Raw genomic sequence first — 18211 nt, 5'->3', positions numbered from 1 at the left:
GGATGAGAGAGTCGACCACCCCCGAGACGCGGTCCGCCCCCGAGACGCGGTCCACCCCCGAGACGCGGTCCACCCCCGAGGTGCCGCCCACCATCGGTGCGCCGGACGCTTCCCCGGCGCAGGACCCGGCGGCAGGGGCCGCCACCCCGGAGGCCGCGGTGGCGGCCCTCGCGGCGGCCGGCCCGGGGTCACCGTTCCTGATCGGGGTGCGCCACCACGCGCCCTCGCTGGCGGCCGCCCTCCCGGCCCTGCTGGACACGGCGGCCCCCGACGTCCTCCTCGTCGAACTGCCCGCCGAGTTCCAGCCCTGGCTGGGCTGGCTCGCCCACGAGGAGACCGAGGCCCCGGTGGCGCTGGCCGCCGTGCCCGCCGACGGCCCCAGCTCGGCAGGCGAACGGGCGCCGGCCTTCTACCCGTTCGCGGACTTCTCGCCCGAACTGGTGGCTCTGCGCTGGGCGGCTGGGAACGGGGTCCCGGCCGTGGCCTGCGATCTGCCGCTGGCCGACCGCGCGTGGGCGGGGGGCGGCCCGGACACCCCCGCCCCTGTCCCGGGCGCCGACTCCGCGCCCGTGCCGGGGGAGGGGCACGGGCTGTCCGCCGCGCTCCGGTCCCGGCTCACCGGCCGGGACGGTGACGACCTGTGGGACCGGCTGGTGGAGGCCCTCGCGCCCGGTTCGACACCCGAGGCGCTCCGCCGTGCCGCCCTGCTCACCGGCTGGGCGCTGCGGTACGAGGCCGAGGCGCGGGGCGGGGTGAGCAGCACGGACCTGGCGCGCGAGGCATGTATGCGCGGACATGTCGCCGAGGCCCTGGCGAGCGGTCGGCGGCCCGCCGTGGTGGTGGGAGCCTTCCACACGCCGGCGCTGCTGCCGTCCGCCGCCGGGGGCCCCGCGCCGGACCCGCCAGGCGCGTCCGGTGCCGCGCCCGAGCCGGGCGCGGACGGCCACGTGAACGGCGCTGCCGGGACGGCCGCGTGCACGGTCTCCCTGGTCCCGTACACGTACCCGCTGCTCGACTCACGGTCCGGCTACCCGGCCGGCATCCGGGACCCGGAGTGGCAGCACACCGTCCTGGGCGCCGCCGGGGACCCGGCCGCGCTGCACGAGGCGCTGATCCGCACCGCGGTCCGCGTCTGCGCCGCCCTGCGCGAACAGGGCCACCCCTACGGCCCGGCGGACGGCCGGGAGGTCGTCCGGGTGGCCGGTGACCTCGCCCGTCTGCGTGACCTGCCCGCCCCCGGCCGCGGTGAACTCCTGGAGGCGGTGCAGACGGTGCTGGGGCGCGGCGAGACCTACGGGACGGGCCGCGCCGTCGCCCAGGCCCTCGAACGCGTACTCGTCGGAGCCCGCACCGGACGGCCCGCGCCCGCCGCTCCGCGCAGCGGACTGGGCCCCGCCGTCGAGGCCGAGACCGCGGCGCTCTCCCTCCCCGGCCCGGAGGACGCGTACGAGAAGACACCGCGCGACCTCAGGCTCGACCCGGCCCGCTCCACCCTGGACCGGCGCCGTGAACTGCTGCTGCGCAGGCTGACGGTGTGCGGCATCCCTTACGCGCGGGAGCAGGGGGTGACCGGCGCGGCGGGCTCGGAAGGACTCACCACGCGCTGGCAGGTGCGGTGGACCCCGGCGACGGCCGCGATGCTCACGGCGGCGGGGGCCCGCGGCGTCACCCCGGCCCAGGCGGCCGAGGGCGTGCTGCGGCAGCGCCACGCGGCCGAGCGTGCTGAGGGCGGCCCGACGGCTGCCCAGGTCGTCCGCGGACTCACGGAGGCCGCCGGGTGCGGGCTCCCCGCCCTGGCCGACGAACGGCTGACGGAACTGGCGGCCGTACTCCCCACGAGCGGCACCCTTCCCGAACTCCTCACCGGGCTCGACCTGCTGGATCGCATCGACGCGGGCCACCTGCCGGGCCTGGCCGCACCCGACGACCCCTCGGCCCCGGACGCCACCTCCACTGCCCGTGCCGCCGACACCGCGCGCGCGGCCGAACTCCTGACCTCGGCTGCGGTCCGCCAGGTCGACGGCCTGACCGGCTCCGAGGAGCCCGAGGACGCCCGGGCGCTGCTCGAACTGGCCCAGCGGGCCGACCGGGTGGGCGGCATCCGGCTCACCGACGCCCTCGCGCGGCTGGCCGCCGACGGCACCCCACTGATCGCCGCAGCCGCCGGTGGAGTCAGGGTGCTCACCGGCTACGAAGAGGCCGAGACCTTCGGGAGGCGCGTCGCCTCCTGGGTGGACGGAGCCGTGGACAGCGCCTCCCGGGCCGCGCTCACCGCCCGCCTCACCGGCGTCCTCACAGTGGCGGGCCCGCTCCTGACCGTCGGCGCCGGCGCCCTGGACCCGCTGCTGCACCGGGTCGTCGAGCTGGACGACACCGCGTTCCTGGCCCGGCTGCCTGCCCTGCGCGGCGGCTTCGACACGCTGAGCCCGGCCGCCCGGGACCGGCTGCTGGACACCGTCGAGGAGCGGCTGGGCGAACGGGTGGACACCCTCGACGCGGACGATCCGGCCGAGCAGGCACGTCGAACGGCCGCCGACCTCGCGGCCCGTGAACTCCTGACCGGCCTCGGTCTGCCCGTTCCGCCGCCCGCGTACGACGACCGGTTCCCACCGCTGTCCGGCCACCCCGCCGCGACGCGCCCCACCGCCGCACCCTCCACCGAGGCCACCCCCGCACGGACCATCGCGCCCGCCGACCGGTGGCGGCTCGTGCTCGGCCGACGTCCCGACCAACTGCCGTCCGGCGCCGTCCGCCTGGCGACGGCTCTGGACGAGCTCTACGGCGCGGGACACGGCGAGGGATCCCGCAGCGGCCTGCCCGGCCCCGGTCATGGTGGCGGCGGCCGGGAACCGTCGTTCCCCGGCGTCCGCGAGTGGTCCGAGGAACTGGCCGCGCTGTTCGGCCCCGGCGTCCGCGAGGAGGTCCTCGCCGCCGCAGCCATGACAGGGCGGCAGGACGTCCTCACCGAACTCGACCCGGCGGCCGCCACTCCCTCCGTGGAACTGCTCCGCACGATCCTGAGGTACGCCGGCGGCCTCCCCGAAGCCCGCCTCGCGGCGCTCCGGCCCCTGGTCCGCCACCTGGTCGACGAACTGACCCGGCAGCTCGCCACCCGGCTGCGGCCCGCCCTCACCGGCACGATGTCGGCCCGGCCCACCCGCCGCCCCGGCGGCCGGCTGGACCTGCCGCGCACGGTGCGCGCCAACCTCGCCACCGCACGCCGGGCAGCCGACGGAACGGTCCAGGTGATCCCCGAGAAGCCGGTGTTCCGCAGTCGCGCACGCCGGTCGGCCGACTGGCGCCTGATCCTGGTCACCGACGTCTCCGGATCCATGGAGGCGTCCACGATCTGGTCCGCGCTGACCGCCTCCGTGCTCGCCGGGGTGCCGACCCTGAGCACCCATTTCCTGGCCTTCTCCACGGAGGTCGTCGACCTCACCGGCCATGTGCACGATCCCCTCTCCCTCCTGCTGGAGGTGAGCGTGGGCGGGGGCACGCACATCGCCGCCGGGCTGCGGCACGCCCGCAGCCTGATCGAGGTGCCCACCCGCACCCTCGTCGTCGTCATCAGCGACTTCGAGGAGGGCGCGCCGCTCGGCGGACTGCTGGCCGAGGTGCGGGCTCTGGTGAACAGCGGCTGCCACGTCCTCGGGTGCGCGAGCCTCGACGACGCCGGCCGGCCCCGTTACTCGACGGCCGTCGCCGGGCAGCTCGTGGCCGCCGGCATGCCCGTGGCGGCCCTCAGTCCACTCGAACTGGCCCGCTGGATAGGGGAGAAGACCGCATGAACGCCGACCGGTTGCCACCCGTCGCACCGGAGGTCACGGCCACGCTCGTGGAGGATCTCTCGCCCCGGCTGCGCAAGCGGCTGGACGCGGCGGTCACCAAGCTCGGAGCCCGCCCGGCGCACCGCGACGGGGACACGGTGACGATCGCGGTCGACGACGAGACCGAGTTGCGCCTGCATGCCCCGGGCGGCGTGGTGGCGACGGCGGACGCCATCACCTGTGGTTGTCTCCTCGCCCCGGCATGCGTCCACCGCGCGGCAGCCGCCTGCGCCGCCCCCACGGCGGACCCGGCGCCGGAGCCCGCCGATGAGCCCACCCGGGCGTTCCCCGGACCCACCTCCGCAACGGACCCCGCCCCCACCCCGGACTCCGCCCCCTCGCCAGAGGTGGCGAGCCCGGCGCAGCGTGGAGCGGCCGATGCCCTGTGGTCGGCGGGCGCCGCCGTGCTGGAGGCCGGCGTCGACGGGGCCGGCGCCGTCACCCAGTCGGCCCTCCTCCGCGCCGCGCACACCGCCCGGCTCCGGCACCTGCCGCGCGCCGCGGGCACAGCACTGTCCGTTGTCACGCTGCTGCGCGCGGCCCGCGCCGGGGACCCGTCCTACCGCACCGCGGACCTCGTCACGGCCCTGGCCGAACTCCTGGGCACAGCACACCGGGTCGGGACGACGTCCGGGGCGGAGCTGGCCGCCGTCAGAGGCCGTGTGCGCCGTCCGTACAGCCCGGACGGCTCGTTGCGCCTGTACGGCCTGTTCACCGAACCCGTGGTCACCGACTCGGGGCACGGCGGCGTCCGAACCTGGGTCGCCGGGGCCGACGGCCGTCTCCTCACGGTCGGCGACGTGGCACCCGGCGGCGTCGGGCGCGCCCTGGGCGTGGCCGACCGGGCCGTGCGCCTGGGGGACAGCGCGCTCACCCACCGGGAGCTGGGCCGTGCCGGCCTGGCGGTCTCCGGGGCGACGGTCTCGCCGGACGGCAGACTGGGCGCCGGGAAGGGCGTCAAGGCCGTTACCGCCCGGGGTGCGGCGTGGACGGAGCCGCCGCTCGCCGCCCTGTGGGAGACGCCGCCGTCCGAACAGGCCGCCCGCGCCCTGCGGTCCACCTCCCGCTACGCGGACCCGGACGGCGGCGGCAGCGACCTGCTCTTCCTGGACGTCGAACTCCTCGGCGCGGTCAGGGAGTCGGGCGGCACCTGCCTGCTCGCGCTGTGCGAGGGAGGCATCCGCGTCCGGCTCACCGTCGCCGACGACGACCCCGCGCTGGCCCACCGCGACAACCTGATGCTGCTGGCCACGGCGCCGGGCACACGGCTGAGGATCGTCGGCCGCCTGGTGACCGCCCAACACCCCCGGCTCACCCTCCTCGCCTGCTCGCACCCCACCGGCGAGGGCACGGTCGACCTCGGCCTCGACCGCCTGCGCCGAGCCGACCTCCCGGACCCGGCTGCCCCCGTGCACCCCGCCCCGCCAGAGCCCGGAGGGGCCGGAGCGCACTCGCCCCTGTATCTCCTGGAGCGCAGGGTCGAACAGACGGTCCCGGCGGGCCGCGCCGCCCTCGGCATGCTGGGCGACGTCACCGCCGAGACCCGCCGCATCCGCCGCGCGGGACTTCCCACGGCCGCCGGACTCCTCACCGCCCTGTGCGCCTCGGCGGCCCGACGCGATCGCGACCTCTTCGGCCGCCTCCTCCCTGCCGACACCGACGGCTTCGCCACCCACTGGCTCGCCGCCGCCCGTTACACGGCCGCCGTGGCCGAGTCCCTGTGCGCGGCGGCCTGGGAACCGGCGCAGGACGCGGTGTCGGCCCGCGGGCTCAGCCGAGGCCGGCGACCAGCAGGGTGAAGGCCGCGATGATGACGGCGACGCGGACGTAGTGGAAGCGGTCCCAGCGGTTCATCTGCTGCTTCCAGTCGGCGGGGCGGTTGTCAGGGGTCCACGTCTTGCCCCGGTTGTTGATCGGGACGAGCAGCAGGACCGACATGATCACGCTGAGGAGCAGCAGCGCGCCGGCGGTGACGACGAGGCCGGCGCCGTGGTGCTGCCATCCGGCGACCGCCCATATCGCGACGAGGACGAGCGAGGTGATGTACCAGACCGGCATCACGGCGCCGAGCATCCGGCCACCGTGGGCCCGGCCCAGCTGGCCGCTGTCGTCGGGGAGTGCGTTGAAGATCCGGTTCATGACGAAGGCGACGGAGAACTCCACCCCCACCATCACGCCGACGACCACGGTGGTGAAGACCTCGAGTGCGTTGAGCATGGGTGATCCCTCCCGACATCTAGCGCTGACAGCCGATGTGGCAACGCTAGACCTACTGCCGCTCAATTGTCTAGCGGTGCTAGGATCTAGCCATGTCGGTACAGGAACGCAAGGAGCGCGAACGGGCGGCCCGCGAACGGCTCATCTTGGCGACGGCCCGCGAACTAGCCGAGCAGCAGGGCTGGGACGCGGTCACCACCCGCCGGCTCGCCGAGCGCATCGAGTACAGCCAGCCGGTCCTCTACAGCCACTTCCACGGCAAGCGGGAGATCATCGGCGCCGTCGCCCTCGAAGGCGCCGCCGAGATGGCTGCGGCGCTGAGAGCCGCGGCTCGTGCCGCGGACGGCCCACGCGCCCGGGTCACCACCCTCGCCCGCGCCTACCTCGACTTCGCCGAACGCAACCCGGCGGTCTACGACGCGATGTTCCAGCTCGACGGCGGCCTGGCCTTCGCGAAGGAGGACACCCCCGAGCCTCTCAAGGACGCCTTCGCCGCCCTGCTGGAGAGTCTCGGCGAGGTCGCCGGGGACGGCGTCCACCCGGGGCTGTTCACCGAGGTGTTCTGGGCGGCCCTGCACGGCCTTGCGACCCTGGCCCGGGCGGGACGACTGCCGCCGGAGGACACCGAGCGGAGGATGGAGCTGCTGGTGGACCGGCTCGCCATGGTCTGACGTACCGCCCCGGCGGGCACGCAGCGGGAGCCCTCGGCCCGGCCGGCTGCGCTCGAGATGCGGTGCCTGCCGGGAGGCGGTATCGCTGAGTATCCGGATCCGGTTCCGTGTGACGCGGAATGATGTGGAAGGACCACGGCATGGATGACTATCCGCTGCTGAATCTGTTCCTCACGATGCTGTACTTCTTCCTGTGGGTGATGTGGTTCTTCCTGCTCTTCAAGGTGATCACGGACCTGTTCCGGGATCACTCGTTGAGCGGATGGGGCAAGGCGGCCTGGCTGATCGCCGTCCTGGTCCTGCCCTACCTCGGCGTTTTTCTCTACCTTGTCCTGCGGGGGCGGAGCATGCGGGACCGGGACATCACCGAGGCGAAGGAGCAGGAGAGGGCGTTCCGTTCGTACGTGAGGAAGGCCGCCGGGCCGGGCGGCAGCGAGCATGTGGAGGAGCTGGCCAAGCTCGCCGAGATGAAACGGAACGGGGATCTGAACCCGGAGGAGTACGAGAGGGCGAAGGCGAAGGTCCTCGCCTGAGCCTGGGCCGCCCGTCGAGGAGGCCGACACCGACCCGCCGGAGCTACGGGCGACGTCCCGTCCCCGCCTCGCTATGGACGCAGTTCCAGGGATATGCGCGGGGACAGGGCGCGGAGGAAGTCGGGTGCGTCGAAGATCTCTCCTGCTGATACGACGCCGACCGCGCGGGTCCGGCCTGTCAGTACGCGGCCGAGCGCTTCCACCACGAGGGGAGCGGTGACCGCGTAGATGTCCTGGCCGCGAGCCACGGCGCGGCGTTCGGTGCCGCCCGAGCGCACCACGACGTCGACGAGGAAGGTCTGGGCGGACCGTCCGTGCTCGTCGACCGCGGTCGGTGCCGGGGTGTCCGGGCCGACCTGTATGCGACCCGACGGTCAGCAGGCCGCCGAAGTCGCGACTCGGTTCCTGGCTGATGAGCTGCAACCCCACGTCGCCTGCGGCCCGCAGGACGCGCTCGCGCTGCCGGCCCGTGGGGCATGCAGAGTGTTCCTCGTGATGGCCGCAGCAGACGCACCAGAGCTTGAGGTCGTGGGGGAGAGCCGTGCTGGTCGCGCCCCAGCCGACCAGACGGACACCGGCTCGTTCGGCGGCGCCGGTGACGGTCGTTGACGGGTTTCGGTCGTGCCGCACGACGTCGGCCAGGCCGGCGCCCGGGACCGCCGTCCGTGACGGACCCAGGCGCCTGCTTGCGGCATCGATGGTCGAGCGGGTGCGCCCTGCCGGACAGGGTGAGGAGCATGGCGCCCCTGCTACCCGGCGCCCGTGTGCGTCACCGTGCCGCAGGTGGTGACGACCTCATCGCGCCTCCCGCGCGTACGGCGCGACGGTGATCCGGTCGATCAGGGGTGCGTAGCGGGAGCGAAGCAGCACGCCGGGGAAGGCGTCCGAGGCGTAGGTGGTGCCGTCGAAGTTCGGCAACTCCTCGGAGCTGAAGGAGACCGTGTTCTGTCCCTTCTTGAGGTGGACCGGGATGGTCAGCTCCCAGAAATTGTTGCGGTGGAAGCTGTGCGGAAAGCCGACGCGCCGTTTCTCGCCGCCGTTGACGGTGATGTCGGCGTGGCGGGCGAGCGGGTCCGGGTTGTAGTGGGTGGCTTCGGACTGTTCGGGGTTGGAGTAGCGGACGCGCAGCGCGTACAGGCCGGCCCGGTCGGCGCCGACGGTGAACGTCGCGGTGTTGCCGTTGCCGGGTTCGCCGCCGATTCCGGTGACGGCCGTGTTGTCGGTGGCCAGGGAGAGCGGGGCGAGCGTGGCCGAGCCCGCGAGTTTGGCGTCGCCCGCCTCGTACGTACGCGTCGGAAGCGCGCCCTTGGTGGGCGTGACCGTGAGCCGGTCCACGAGCGTGCTGGACGAACCTCCGGTCAGAGTCACCTTGTTGACGCCTCCCGAGAGGGAGACCGCCACGCTGTTCTTGCCCTGGGACAGGCGCAGGACATCGTGCCCGTTGACGGCGAGCCGGGCGTTCGCGCTGCCGAGAGTGTCGACCTTGAAGGTGGCCTCGCGGTCGGCGGGTGAGTAGACCCAGAACGTAGCGGTCTGGCCCTTCTTGAGTTGGACCGCGCCCGAGCCGGTGGCGGGGGCTTCGGCCTGCTTCGGCAGCGTGTACGTGGGCTGTGCCCCGCCGTGCAGCCAGGCCAGCTCGCCCTCGTACACCTGGGTGGTGGCCGAAGCCCCGGGAAGGGAGAGGAGGAGGCGGTCGATGATGGCGTCACCCTGGGTGGCGCGCTTGCCGTCGGCGCTCTTCGCGGCGAGCGTCAGGGTGTGCTTGCCCTTGGTGAGCTTCACCTTGGTGTCGGCGTGGTCCCACACCACCCACTTGTAGCCGAGCGGCAGGTGCACCTCCTGCTCGCTGTCCGCCTTGCCGTCGACGCGCAGGAAAACGTTGGTGGGGCCCTGTTCCTTCACCTTGTCGAAGGTGTTGAGGGAGTTGGCGAAGACACTCAGGTCGTACGTGCCGTCCTCGGGAACGTCCACGGTGAAGTCGAGCGTGAGGTCCGAGCCGGTGCGCAGGCCCCCCACGCCGTAGCCGCCGGAGGTGTAGAACTTCGACACGTCTCGGGGCGAGCCCTCCGGGCCGTTCTTCGAGTAACCGGACCCGGTGTGGGCGGCGTCCTCCGCCTCGTACGACGACTTCCAGCGCGTGGACGGTGACTGTGTGCCCGCGGTCTTCCCGGCCGGGCTGAGGATGATCTCGTACGACGAGGACTCCTTCAGCTCGGGCAGTCCGCCGTCGCCGAAGTCGACGACGACCGTGCCGTCGTCACCGACCTGCACGTCCTGCTCCGCGAGCAGCTGCGGCCCGGGGGAGTCTCCCAGCTGGCCACTCCACTCGATCTCCCGCACCCAGGCGTGCACCCGGTCGCCGAAGATCTTCGCCGGTACGTTGTCGAAGGTGATGTGGCCCTTGCCGGTGGACCCGCCGAAGAGCAGCCGGGACTGCTTCTTCTTCTCGTCGAGCGTGGCGACGCCCTGCATGGTGTAGTTCTCGCCGGCGAACGGCGGGGCCACACTCACCGTGTGCCCGCTCATCGAAGCGTACGAGTTGAGCAGCCACCACTGGCCGTTGCCGCGGTTGGACTGCACCGCGGAGTCGGAGAGATTGCCGTCGATGTTCCAGTACGCGATGTCGGCGTCGACCTTGGACTCCTCGATCGCGGACACCCACTGGACCATCTGGCCGGGCACGGAGGTGTGGTAGTTGAACGCGTACTCATTGATGTTGATGGGGAGTCGGGTGCCCTCCTCGGCGGTGCCCTTGAAGAGGTCCTTCTCCCACACCCGGTACTTGGCGACGCTCTCGCGCACCGCCTCCGGGTGGCTCAGTTCGTGCCAGGTGATGACGTCCGGGAGAGTGCCGGCGGCCTGGGCGTGCGTGAGGAAGCCCTTCACCTGGTCGAAGAGGATGCTGGTGTTGGGACCCGCGATGCGGGCGTCCGGCATCTTGCTCTTGATGAGCTGGTGGAAGTCGTCCCAGGCGGCGAAGTAGTCGTCCGGGTCGTCGAGCCAACTGACCTTGTCGTAGCTCCACTCGCCGGTGCCGAACATGTTGCCCTCGGGCTCGTTGAACGGCACGAAGACGACGTTGTCCTGGTACTCCTTCGGCAGCTTCAGGACCTGGTCGACCTGCTTGACGATCTTCTCCCGGTAGAGCTTGAGCTTCTGTTCGGGGGTGTCGCCCGGCCACTGGTACGGGAAGCCGCGGTGGATGTCGGTCATATAGATGTACACGTCACCGTCGGTGGAGTCGGCCAGCGGCTTGACCACCTCCAGGGCGTCGGCGCCGGGGTGCTGCGGGCCGTCCTGCGCCTTCGTGGAGACCGTGCGCAGGCCCATGCCCTCCATGAGGTTGTTGGTGGGGACGTCCGGTCCGTACACGCCGTAGAGGGTGCCGGAGGCGCCGCCGTGGAACGCGCCGGTGTCCGAGCCGAGGTCGACGGTGAGCTGCCCCTCGCGGACCACGGTGACGGTCGCCTTCACCGTGCGCCCGGCTGCCGTTCCCGCCACGGTGAACGTTCCCGGCCGGGCGTACTTGTCGGCCGGTACGTCGTCCCAGGTGACCGGTGTGTCGCGGTCGTAGTCGTCGGAGAAGGAGGAGCGGACGGCGGCGGGGAGGGACGGAGCGGTCCCGGACGTCGTACGGACCTCGAAGGACGTCTTCGAGAGCTCCTTGAGGGTGGGCAGGGTTCCGACCGTGCCGGCCACCTGCTCGGCACTGAGCGCCGCGTGCCACACGGTGAAGTCGTCGATGGCGCCCTTGAACAGGGGATCCGGATAGAAGGACTTGCCGATGTAGCCGGCCGTCGTGGCCGAAGCGTCAAGCAGCTCCTCGGCCTTGATGCTGGTCGCGGCGGAGGAGACCGCCACACCGTCCAGATAGGTGGTGACCCGGCCGGCGGTGGAGTCGAGGGTGACGGTGACCGTCCGCCACTCGTCTGCAGGCAGCATCGCGTACCCGCGGGTCTGCGCCTCCGCGCCTCCTCCGCCGGTGGTCACCGAGGTCTGCAGCACGCCGCTGTTGTTGGACGGGGTGGCGAAGAGGTACTTCGTGTTGTTGCTGCCAAGATCGAAGATCCGCTGCCAGGCCGACTTGTCGCCGACCCACTTCACGCGGGTGGACACAGTCAAGTCGTGTGTCCCGCCCACCACTTCGCGAGGCAGGCGGACGTACGCACCCTCGGAGGTGGGTGCCCCGCCCGGCAGGGCCAGCGCCTTGCCTCCGTCGGTGCCGGTGACGGACTGCGCGGTGGATCCGTTGAGCAGGCTCGCGGTCAGACCGTTGCCGGAACTGTCGCTGATCTTTCCGGAGGCGAGGTCGTCCTGGTCGAAGGTGTAGTGGGCGGCAGGCCGGGGTGCGTCGGCCGCCTGCGCCGGCGCGGCGGGTGTGGCCAGCAGGCCCGCGCCGAGAGTCAGGGCCACGGCGGCCGAGCTTCGGCGCCAGGCGGATCTGTCAGCGGATGGCATGGATTGCGTCCTCAATCCTTCAGTCAGGGGTTCCGGTCGGCCCTCCTCGGTCGGCAGCTCGCCCATGTGCCGTTCCCGTGCGGAGAGTCTGGGGAGGAGTACGTCGAACCCGTTTGGTCAGCTGCGCTCCAGGGAGCGGAAGGGCAGTTCCAGGCTCCGGGTTCCGCGGAGGATACGGATGGGGCCCAGGGAGTTCTTGCCCCGTCGGTTCGCCGGAAGGATCGCTTCATCGAACCGGTTCGGCGAAGCTAGCACCGGACATAGGGGCCAGCAATCCCCTCGACGCAAGGAACTTTCCCTTCCCCTGACGGGATTTGGTGAAGTGCGTCCCGGGTGTTGACAGCCGCTCCGGCGGTTCCTACCTTCGCTCCATGCGAACCGGTTCGATAAAGGAGTCGCCGTGAACATCGGTGAGATCGCCCGCCGGGCCGGTGTCTCGCGGAGCACCGTGTCCTACGCGCTGAGCGGCAAGCGTCCAGTCTCGGAGGGCACCCGCAGGAAGATCCAGCAGGTCGTCGACGAGCTGGGCTACCAACCCAGCGCCAGCGCCCGCGCCCTGGCCAACGGGCGGACCAGCACGCTCGGGCTGGTCTTCCCGCCGGCCGGGAACCACTACACGGGCATGCAACTGGATTTTATCGGCAGCGTGGTGGAGGCCGCTGCGGCCTGCGACTACGACGTACTGCTGTCCCCCAGCGGGGTGGACAGCGACCGCTCCTTCCAGCGGTTGCTGGGGGAGCGGCGGGTCGACGGCGCGATCCTGATGGAAATCCGCCTCGAGGACGACAGGGTGAACCCTCTGGAGGCTGTGGACTTCCCGTTCGTCGCCATCGGCCGTACCGCGCGTCCCGAGGGCGGCTGGTGGGCGGGCCTCGACCACACCGCGCTGGTGGAGGCGTGCGTGCACCATCTGGCGGACCTCGGCCACCGCCGAGTCGCCTTCGTCAACCGCCCCGAGCAACTGCTGCGGACCGGGTACGAGTCCGCGCACCGCGGTCTGGACGGCTTCACGAAGGCGGCGGCCGAGCGCGGGCTGACGGTCCGGACGTACTGCTGCGGGGACGACCCCGCTTCGGGCCAGACGTGTCTGGAACAGATCCTGCACGACGATCCGGCCACCACGGCCCTCGTCACTCTGAATGAGGCCGCGCTCGGCGGCCTCTACCGAGGGCTGGTCGAGGCCGGCCTCCATGTGCCGCGTGACTTCTCCGTCACCGGCGTCGTGGCCAGCCGCTGGGCCCAGACGGTGACCCCGCAGCTCACCGCGGCGGACGTACCGGCGGCGGAGTTGGGCCGTCTCGCCGTCGACCTCCTGGTCGAGCGGCTCGACAACCCCGGCGCACCGCCCCGGCACCACCTCCTTGTGCCACCGATTTCCCTGCGGGCCAGCACCGGGCCGGTCGGCACCACGCCCCCGGCGGACACTGGGCCCCGTACGCCCTGACCACGCCCCACGCGCCACACCACTGGACACCCGAACCGGTCATCCGCGCCGTTCGGCATGCCCGCGCTCTCCACCTGCTCACCGCCCTCGGCACCCGCATGCTCAAGACAAAGGAACCCGCGATGAACAGCTCCGCCAGAAAGCGCCGTCTGACGACCGCGGCTGCGACCGCCCTGGTCGTCGCCCTCAGCGCCACCGCCTGCGGCTCGGGAGGCACCGGGGCGAAGAGTGCCGACGACGGCACGTACACCGTCTGGGACCCCTACCCGCAGTTCGCCGAGGGCTCGGCCTGGGGCAAGCTCCTTGATTCCTGCGGCGCCAAGGCAGACGTAAAGATCAAGCGGACCGGCTTCGACACCAGTGACCTGGCGAACAAGGCACTCCTTGCCGCGCAGCAGGACAACTCCCCGGACATCCTCATCGTCGACAACCCGGTGGTGTCGACCCTGGCCGAGGCGGGCGTCCTCACGACCACCGACGAGAACAAGCTCGACACCTCGGGCGTGAACCCCAACCTGCTCGAGGCCGGCCAGTCGGAAGGCAAGACCTACGGCACTCCGATCGGGGCCAACACTCTTGCCCTGTACTACAACAAGGAGGTCCTGAAGGAGGCCGGGGTGGAGATCGCCTCGGTCAAGGACTGGCCGACCATGACGGCGGCGCTGGCGAAGGTCAAGAAGGCGGGCAAGAAGGGCATCACCTTCTCCGCGATCGGCACGGAGGAGGGCAGCTTCCAGTTCCTGCCGTGGTTCTGGGGCTCGGGCGCGGAACTGACCGACATCGACTCCTCCGCGGCCGTCTCCGCGCTGTCCCTGTGGACGGACTGGCTGGGGAAGGGCTACGCCCCCAACTCCGTACTCAACAACACCCAGACCACCAGCTGGCAGGAGTTCGCGACCGGCGACTACGCATTCGCCGAGAACGGCACCTGGCAGCTCGCCAACGCCAAGAAGGCGGGATTCGACTACGGCGTCCTGCCCATACCGGGCGCCGACGGCGGCAGCGCCGCGGCCCCGACCGGCGGCGAGTTCGTCACCCTCCCGGTGCACAGCGACGCCGGCCGCTACACCACCGCGCAGAAGCTCGCGGCCTGTCTGACCAGCACCCAGAACCTGTACGACACCGACACCACCCTCTCCTACGTCGCCCCCACCACCGAGGTGCAAGGCAAGCAGATGGCGGCCGACCCCGAGCTCAAGCCGTGGGTGGATGCGGTCAAGGCGGCCAAGGGCCGCACCAGCGACGAATTGGGCACCAAGTACCCGAAGATCTCCGAGCAGTTGTGGAAGGCCGTCCAGTCCGCCCTCAGTGGCTCGAATTCCCCGAAGGACGCGCTTGCCGCCGCCCAGTCCGCCGTCAAGTAGCCGAATCTCAGGGTCTGTTGATGAGTCACGTGACACAAGTGCCGCTTCCCGGGTCCGAGACCGGCCCCGGCGAGGCGGCCCCTGCCGCACCGTCCCGGACACGGCGCCGCCCCATCTCCCAGCAGTGGGCCGCCTGGGCCTTCCTCACCCCGGTGACCCTCTACCTCATTCTCTTCTACGCCTATCCCCTCTACCGCAACATCGACCTGAGCCTGCGTAACTACACCGTCCGCTCCTTCGTCCAGGGCGACGCCCCGTTCACGGGCCTGGAGAACTACAGGACCGTCTTCGCCGACGCGACCTTCCTGCCCGCCCTGCTCCACACCGTCCTCTTCACCATCGTGTGCCTGGCCTTCCAGTACGTCATCGGGCTGGCGCTCGCGGTCTTCTTCCACCAGCACTTCCGGCTCTCCGCCACGCTGCGGGCCCTGTTCCTGGTGCCCTGGCTGCTGCCCCTGATCGTGTCGGCCTCCACCTGGTCGTGGATGTTCAACAGTGACTCCGGCATCGTCAACACCGCCCTGCACGGGGTGGGCATCGACCCGGTGAACTGGCTGACCTCGCCGAGCTGGTCGCTGACCTCGGTGATCATCGCGAACATCTGGATCGGCGTACCGTTCAACCTCGTTGTGCTCTACAGCGGCCTGCAGTCCATTCCGGCAGGGCTGTACGAGGCCGCGGCCCTGGACGGGGCGGGCGCCTGGCGGCGGTTCTGGAGCATCACATTCCCGCTGCTGCGCCCGGTGTCCGCGATCACCCTGCTTCTTGGCCTGGTCTACACACTCAAGGTCTTCGACATCATCTGGATCATGACCAAGGGCGGCCCTGCGGAGTCCTCCACCACCTTCGCCACCTGGTCCTACCAACTCGGATTCGGCAACCTGCTCCCCGCCTTCGGCCCGGGTGCGGCCGTCGGCAACCTGCTGGTGGTCGCCGCCCTGGTCTTCGGCGTGGTGTACATCCGGGTGCAGCGAAAGCAGGCATGGTCATGAACCGAAACACCACGCACACCCGGGGAAAGAGTAAGCGCACCTGGGGAAAGACGGCCGTCGGTCTGCTGCTGACCGGACTCATGCTCTTCCCGGTCTACTGGATGCTGAACGTGTCCTTGACCCGCGACCAGAACATGCGCAAGAGCCCACCGGACCTGTTCCCCGTCGACGGCACCCTGGACGGCTACCGTACCGTCCTCGCCGAGCAGTTGCCCTACCTGGGCACCAGCCTCGTCATCGGCCTGGGCACCGTCGTCCTGACCGTGGCCCTGTCCGCTCCGGCCGGCTACGCCCTGGCCAAGCTGCGCCCGCGCGGCGGCGGCGTCCTCGGCTTCGTCCTGCTGGTCGCCCAGATGATCCCCGGCATCATCATGGCGATGGGCTTCTACGCCATCTACCTCAGCCTCGGCCTGCTCCAGTCCGTCCCCGGCCTGATCGTCGCCGACTCCACCCTGGCCGTTCCCTTCGCGGTGCTCATCTTCACCGCGTTCATGTCCGGCATCCCCGGCGAGCTGATGCAGGCGGCGAAGACGGACGGCGCCGGGCCCCTGCGTACCTTCTGGTCGATCGTCGTGCCGATGAGCCGCAACGCCGTCGTCACAGTGTCCCTGTTCGCGTTCCTGTGGTCCTGGTCCGACTTCGTCTTCGCCGGAACCCTGGTCAACGGCGGCCCCCACGAGCCGATCACCCTCGGCATCTACCACTACATCGGCAACAACAACCAGGAGTGGAACGCCATCATGGCCACCGCGGTCGTGGCCTCGCTGCCGGCCGCGGTCATCCTCGTCCTTGCCCAGCGCTACGTAGCTGCCGGGGTGACCGCCGGTGCCGTCAAGGACTGACCCCTTTCACCACTCCTTCCCCCTCGCCACGGCCGTGCCGTCCGCCGGACGGCCGGCACCCCCTGCCCGAGAAACGAGTGACATCTCATGACCGCCGCCCGATCCGGCCCGGCCTTCTCCGTCCAGGACATCCCGTTCAGCACGTACGGCTCCTGGTTCGACATCTCCCCGGTGCTGGCGGAGAAGATCTGGGCCGAGGACCTCCACCTCGTCTCGCACCAGAACGGCATGCACGCCGTGTTGAGCCTCGTGCCGCTGGACGCCGCGACGGGGGAGCGGGCCGAGACCTGCGTGGCGGCGACTCCGGGCCTGCTGAGCTGGATCGGCGCCGCCGACCGTGTCGATCTCGCCTACGAGTCGCCGGACACGGTGCGCCTGCGCGGTGCGGGGCTGGCGCTACGCGTCTCCGCAGCGGCCCGGACGCTGACCCCGTTCAGCGGCACCTACTTCTTCCACGACGCGTCCGCCGACGCGCACGTGTTCACCTCGTACGAGACCGGTCGCCGTTACCGCGTCACCGTGCTCTCCGGCATGGTCACCGACACTTTCGGCAGCCAGGCCCTGGGCAGCGGTGAGCGCGGCCTGACCGTCGCCGCCGACGCGGACGGCCCCTGGGAGATCGCGATCGAGGAACTCGACACCGCCCGCCCCGCGTACGCCCGGGCGGCAGCCTTCGACAAGATCGTCGAAGCCGCGCAGAGTTCCTTCGCGGACTTCGTCGACACGGTGGCCCCCTGGCGGTCGTCCGCCACCCCGGCCGCCGAACTCGCCGCCTACGTCGTGTGGTCCGCGACCGTCCACCCGGCGGGGTTGGTTACCCGGCCCGGCGTCCTCATGTCCAAACACTGGATGGACAAGGTCTGGAGCTGGGACCACTGCTTCAACGCCCTGGCCCTGGCACCCGGACAGCCCGAACTGGCGTGGGACCAGTATCACTTGCCCTTCGACCACCAGGACGGGACCGGGGCACTGCCCGACTCGGTCACCCACTCCGAGGTCCTCCGCAACTTCGTCAAACCGCCCATCCACGGCTGGGCGTTCGGCCACCTGCGGCGTCGGCTGACCATGCCACCCGGCCCGGCGGAGCTGGCCGAGACGTACGACAGGCTGACACGCTGGACGGACTTCTGGCTCACCACACGCCGTGAACCCGGGGCCGCACTGCCCCACTACCAGCACGGCAACGACAGCGGCTGGGACAACGCCACCACCTTCGACCCCGAACGCGTGGTCGTCACCGCGGACCTGGCTGCCTTCCTTGTCCTCCAACTCCGTGAACTCGCCGAGCTCGCAACGTACTTGGGCATACCGGAGGACGTCCATCGGTGGACACGAGCCGCCGAGGCGACGCAGGCGGCGATGCTCGACCAGCTCTGGAGCGGCGACCGATTCGTCGCCCGAGGAGTTGACAGCGGCAACACCTGGCACAGTTCCAGCCTCCTCGACCTGATGCCCATCGTGTTGGGCGAGCATCTGCCGGATGACGTCAGCGGCGTGCTGGCCGCCCGCATCGAGGCCCACCTGACCCCGTACGGACTGGCCACCGAACTGCCGGCCTCGCCGCACTACCTCTCCGACGGCTACTGGCGCGGCCCGATCTGGGCCCCCGCCACGGTCCTCATCGAGGACGGGCTGCGCCGCGCCGGGCAGCACCGGCTGGCGGACGAGATCAGCGCCTGCTTCCGCGCCCTGTGCGAGAACCATGGCTTCGCCGAGAACTTCGACGCCCTGACCGGAACGGGCCTGCGGGACCGCGCCTACACCTGGACCGCCAGTAGCTACCTCCTGCTCGCCGAAGCACACGTGAGCCGCAGCGGCGACTCGTCGGTGCCCGTGTCGAGCACGTCTTCGCCCGGATGAGGC

At 71.3% G+C, this 18211-nt stretch carries 11 protein-coding genes and 1 pseudogene; 9 read left to right on the top strand and 3 right to left on the bottom strand.

What is annotated here, in order from left to right; all coding sequences use genetic code 11:
- Positions 1–2: 2 nt before the first annotated feature.
- Both ACIBCU_RS12860 and ACIBCU_RS12855 read left to right on the top strand, forming a co-directional pair.
- Positions 3–3788 carry a DUF5682 family protein gene (locus ACIBCU_RS12860; RefSeq protein WP_399231156.1) on the top strand — a complete coding sequence of 1262 codons (3786 nt, stop codon included), beginning with the start codon at positions 3–5 and terminating at the stop codon, positions 3786–3788.
- On the top strand, positions 3785–5626 hold the full coding sequence (locus ACIBCU_RS12855) for a hypothetical protein (protein ID WP_399231154.1): 1842 nt from the start codon (positions 3785–3787) through the stop codon (positions 5624–5626). Before ACIBCU_RS12860 ends, ACIBCU_RS12855 begins: the two co-directional genes overlap by 4 nt.
- Here the strand turns inward: ACIBCU_RS12855 and ACIBCU_RS12850 are convergent.
- On the bottom strand, positions 5598–6044 hold the full coding sequence (locus ACIBCU_RS12850) for a DUF1772 domain-containing protein (protein ID WP_362928046.1): 447 nt from the start codon (positions 6042–6044) through the stop codon (positions 5598–5600). The two genes, ACIBCU_RS12855 and ACIBCU_RS12850, sit on opposite strands and share 29 nt — an antisense overlap.
- Before the next feature lie 92 nt (positions 6045–6136).
- On the opposite strand from ACIBCU_RS12850, the gene ACIBCU_RS12845 reads away from it, so the two are divergent.
- Both ACIBCU_RS12845 and ACIBCU_RS12840 read left to right on the top strand, forming a co-directional pair.
- Positions 6137–6715 (top strand): TetR/AcrR family transcriptional regulator, encoded by a 579-nt coding sequence (locus ACIBCU_RS12845; RefSeq protein WP_399231151.1) that lies wholly within the window; start codon positions 6137–6139, stop codon positions 6713–6715.
- A gap of 140 nt (positions 6716–6855) precedes the next feature.
- Positions 6856–7248, top strand: a complete 393-nt coding sequence (locus ACIBCU_RS12840; RefSeq protein WP_362928044.1) for a PLDc N-terminal domain-containing protein — start codon at positions 6856–6858, stop codon at positions 7246–7248.
- 71 nt (positions 7249–7319) lie between these two features.
- Here the strand turns inward: ACIBCU_RS12840 and ACIBCU_RS12835 are convergent.
- Positions 7320–7598: pseudogene (locus ACIBCU_RS12835) on the bottom strand (saccharopine dehydrogenase); the annotation flags it as partial.
- A gap of 445 nt (positions 7599–8043) precedes the next feature.
- The gene (locus ACIBCU_RS12830; RefSeq protein WP_399231149.1) at positions 8044–11706 is read right to left on the bottom strand and encodes a LamG-like jellyroll fold domain-containing protein; all 3663 of its coding nucleotides are present in this window, start codon (positions 11704–11706) and stop codon (positions 8044–8046) included.
- Between the two features lie 400 nt (positions 11707–12106).
- Here ACIBCU_RS12830 and ACIBCU_RS12825 point away from each other — a divergent pair, with 400 nt between their 5' ends.
- The 5 genes from ACIBCU_RS12825 (at position 12107) to ACIBCU_RS12805 (ending at position 18208) form a co-directional block, all read left to right on the top strand.
- A complete protein-coding gene (locus tag ACIBCU_RS12825) occupies positions 12107–13150 on the top strand; it encodes a LacI family DNA-binding transcriptional regulator (protein WP_399231147.1) in 1044 nt (347 codons plus the stop codon).
- A 122-nt stretch (positions 13151–13272) separates the two neighbouring features.
- Positions 13273–14514 (top strand): extracellular solute-binding protein, encoded by a 1242-nt coding sequence (locus tag ACIBCU_RS12820; protein WP_399231143.1) that lies wholly within the window; start codon positions 13273–13275, stop codon positions 14512–14514.
- 20 nt (positions 14515–14534) lie between these two features.
- Complete coding sequence (locus ACIBCU_RS12815) at positions 14535–15506, top strand: sugar ABC transporter permease (protein ID WP_362928040.1); 972 nt, start codon at positions 14535–14537, stop codon at positions 15504–15506.
- Positions 15503–16348: a carbohydrate ABC transporter permease gene (locus ACIBCU_RS12810; protein ID WP_362928039.1), complete on the top strand. Its 846-nt coding sequence runs from the start codon at positions 15503–15505 to the stop codon at positions 16346–16348. Before ACIBCU_RS12815 ends, ACIBCU_RS12810 begins: the two co-directional genes overlap by 4 nt.
- Before the next feature lie 87 nt (positions 16349–16435).
- The gene (locus ACIBCU_RS12805) at positions 16436–18208 is read left to right on the top strand and encodes an amylo-alpha-1,6-glucosidase (protein ID WP_399231140.1); all 1773 of its coding nucleotides are present in this window, start codon (positions 16436–16438) and stop codon (positions 18206–18208) included.
- Positions 18209–18211 lie beyond the last annotated feature (3 nt).

Origin of the sequence: Streptomyces sp. NPDC051064 (assembly GCF_044455985.1) — a bacterium.
In the GTDB taxonomy this organism is placed as follows: Bacteria; Actinomycetota; Actinomycetes; order Streptomycetales; family Streptomycetaceae; genus Streptomyces.
This window is presented reverse-complemented; position numbering and strand designations above follow the sequence as displayed.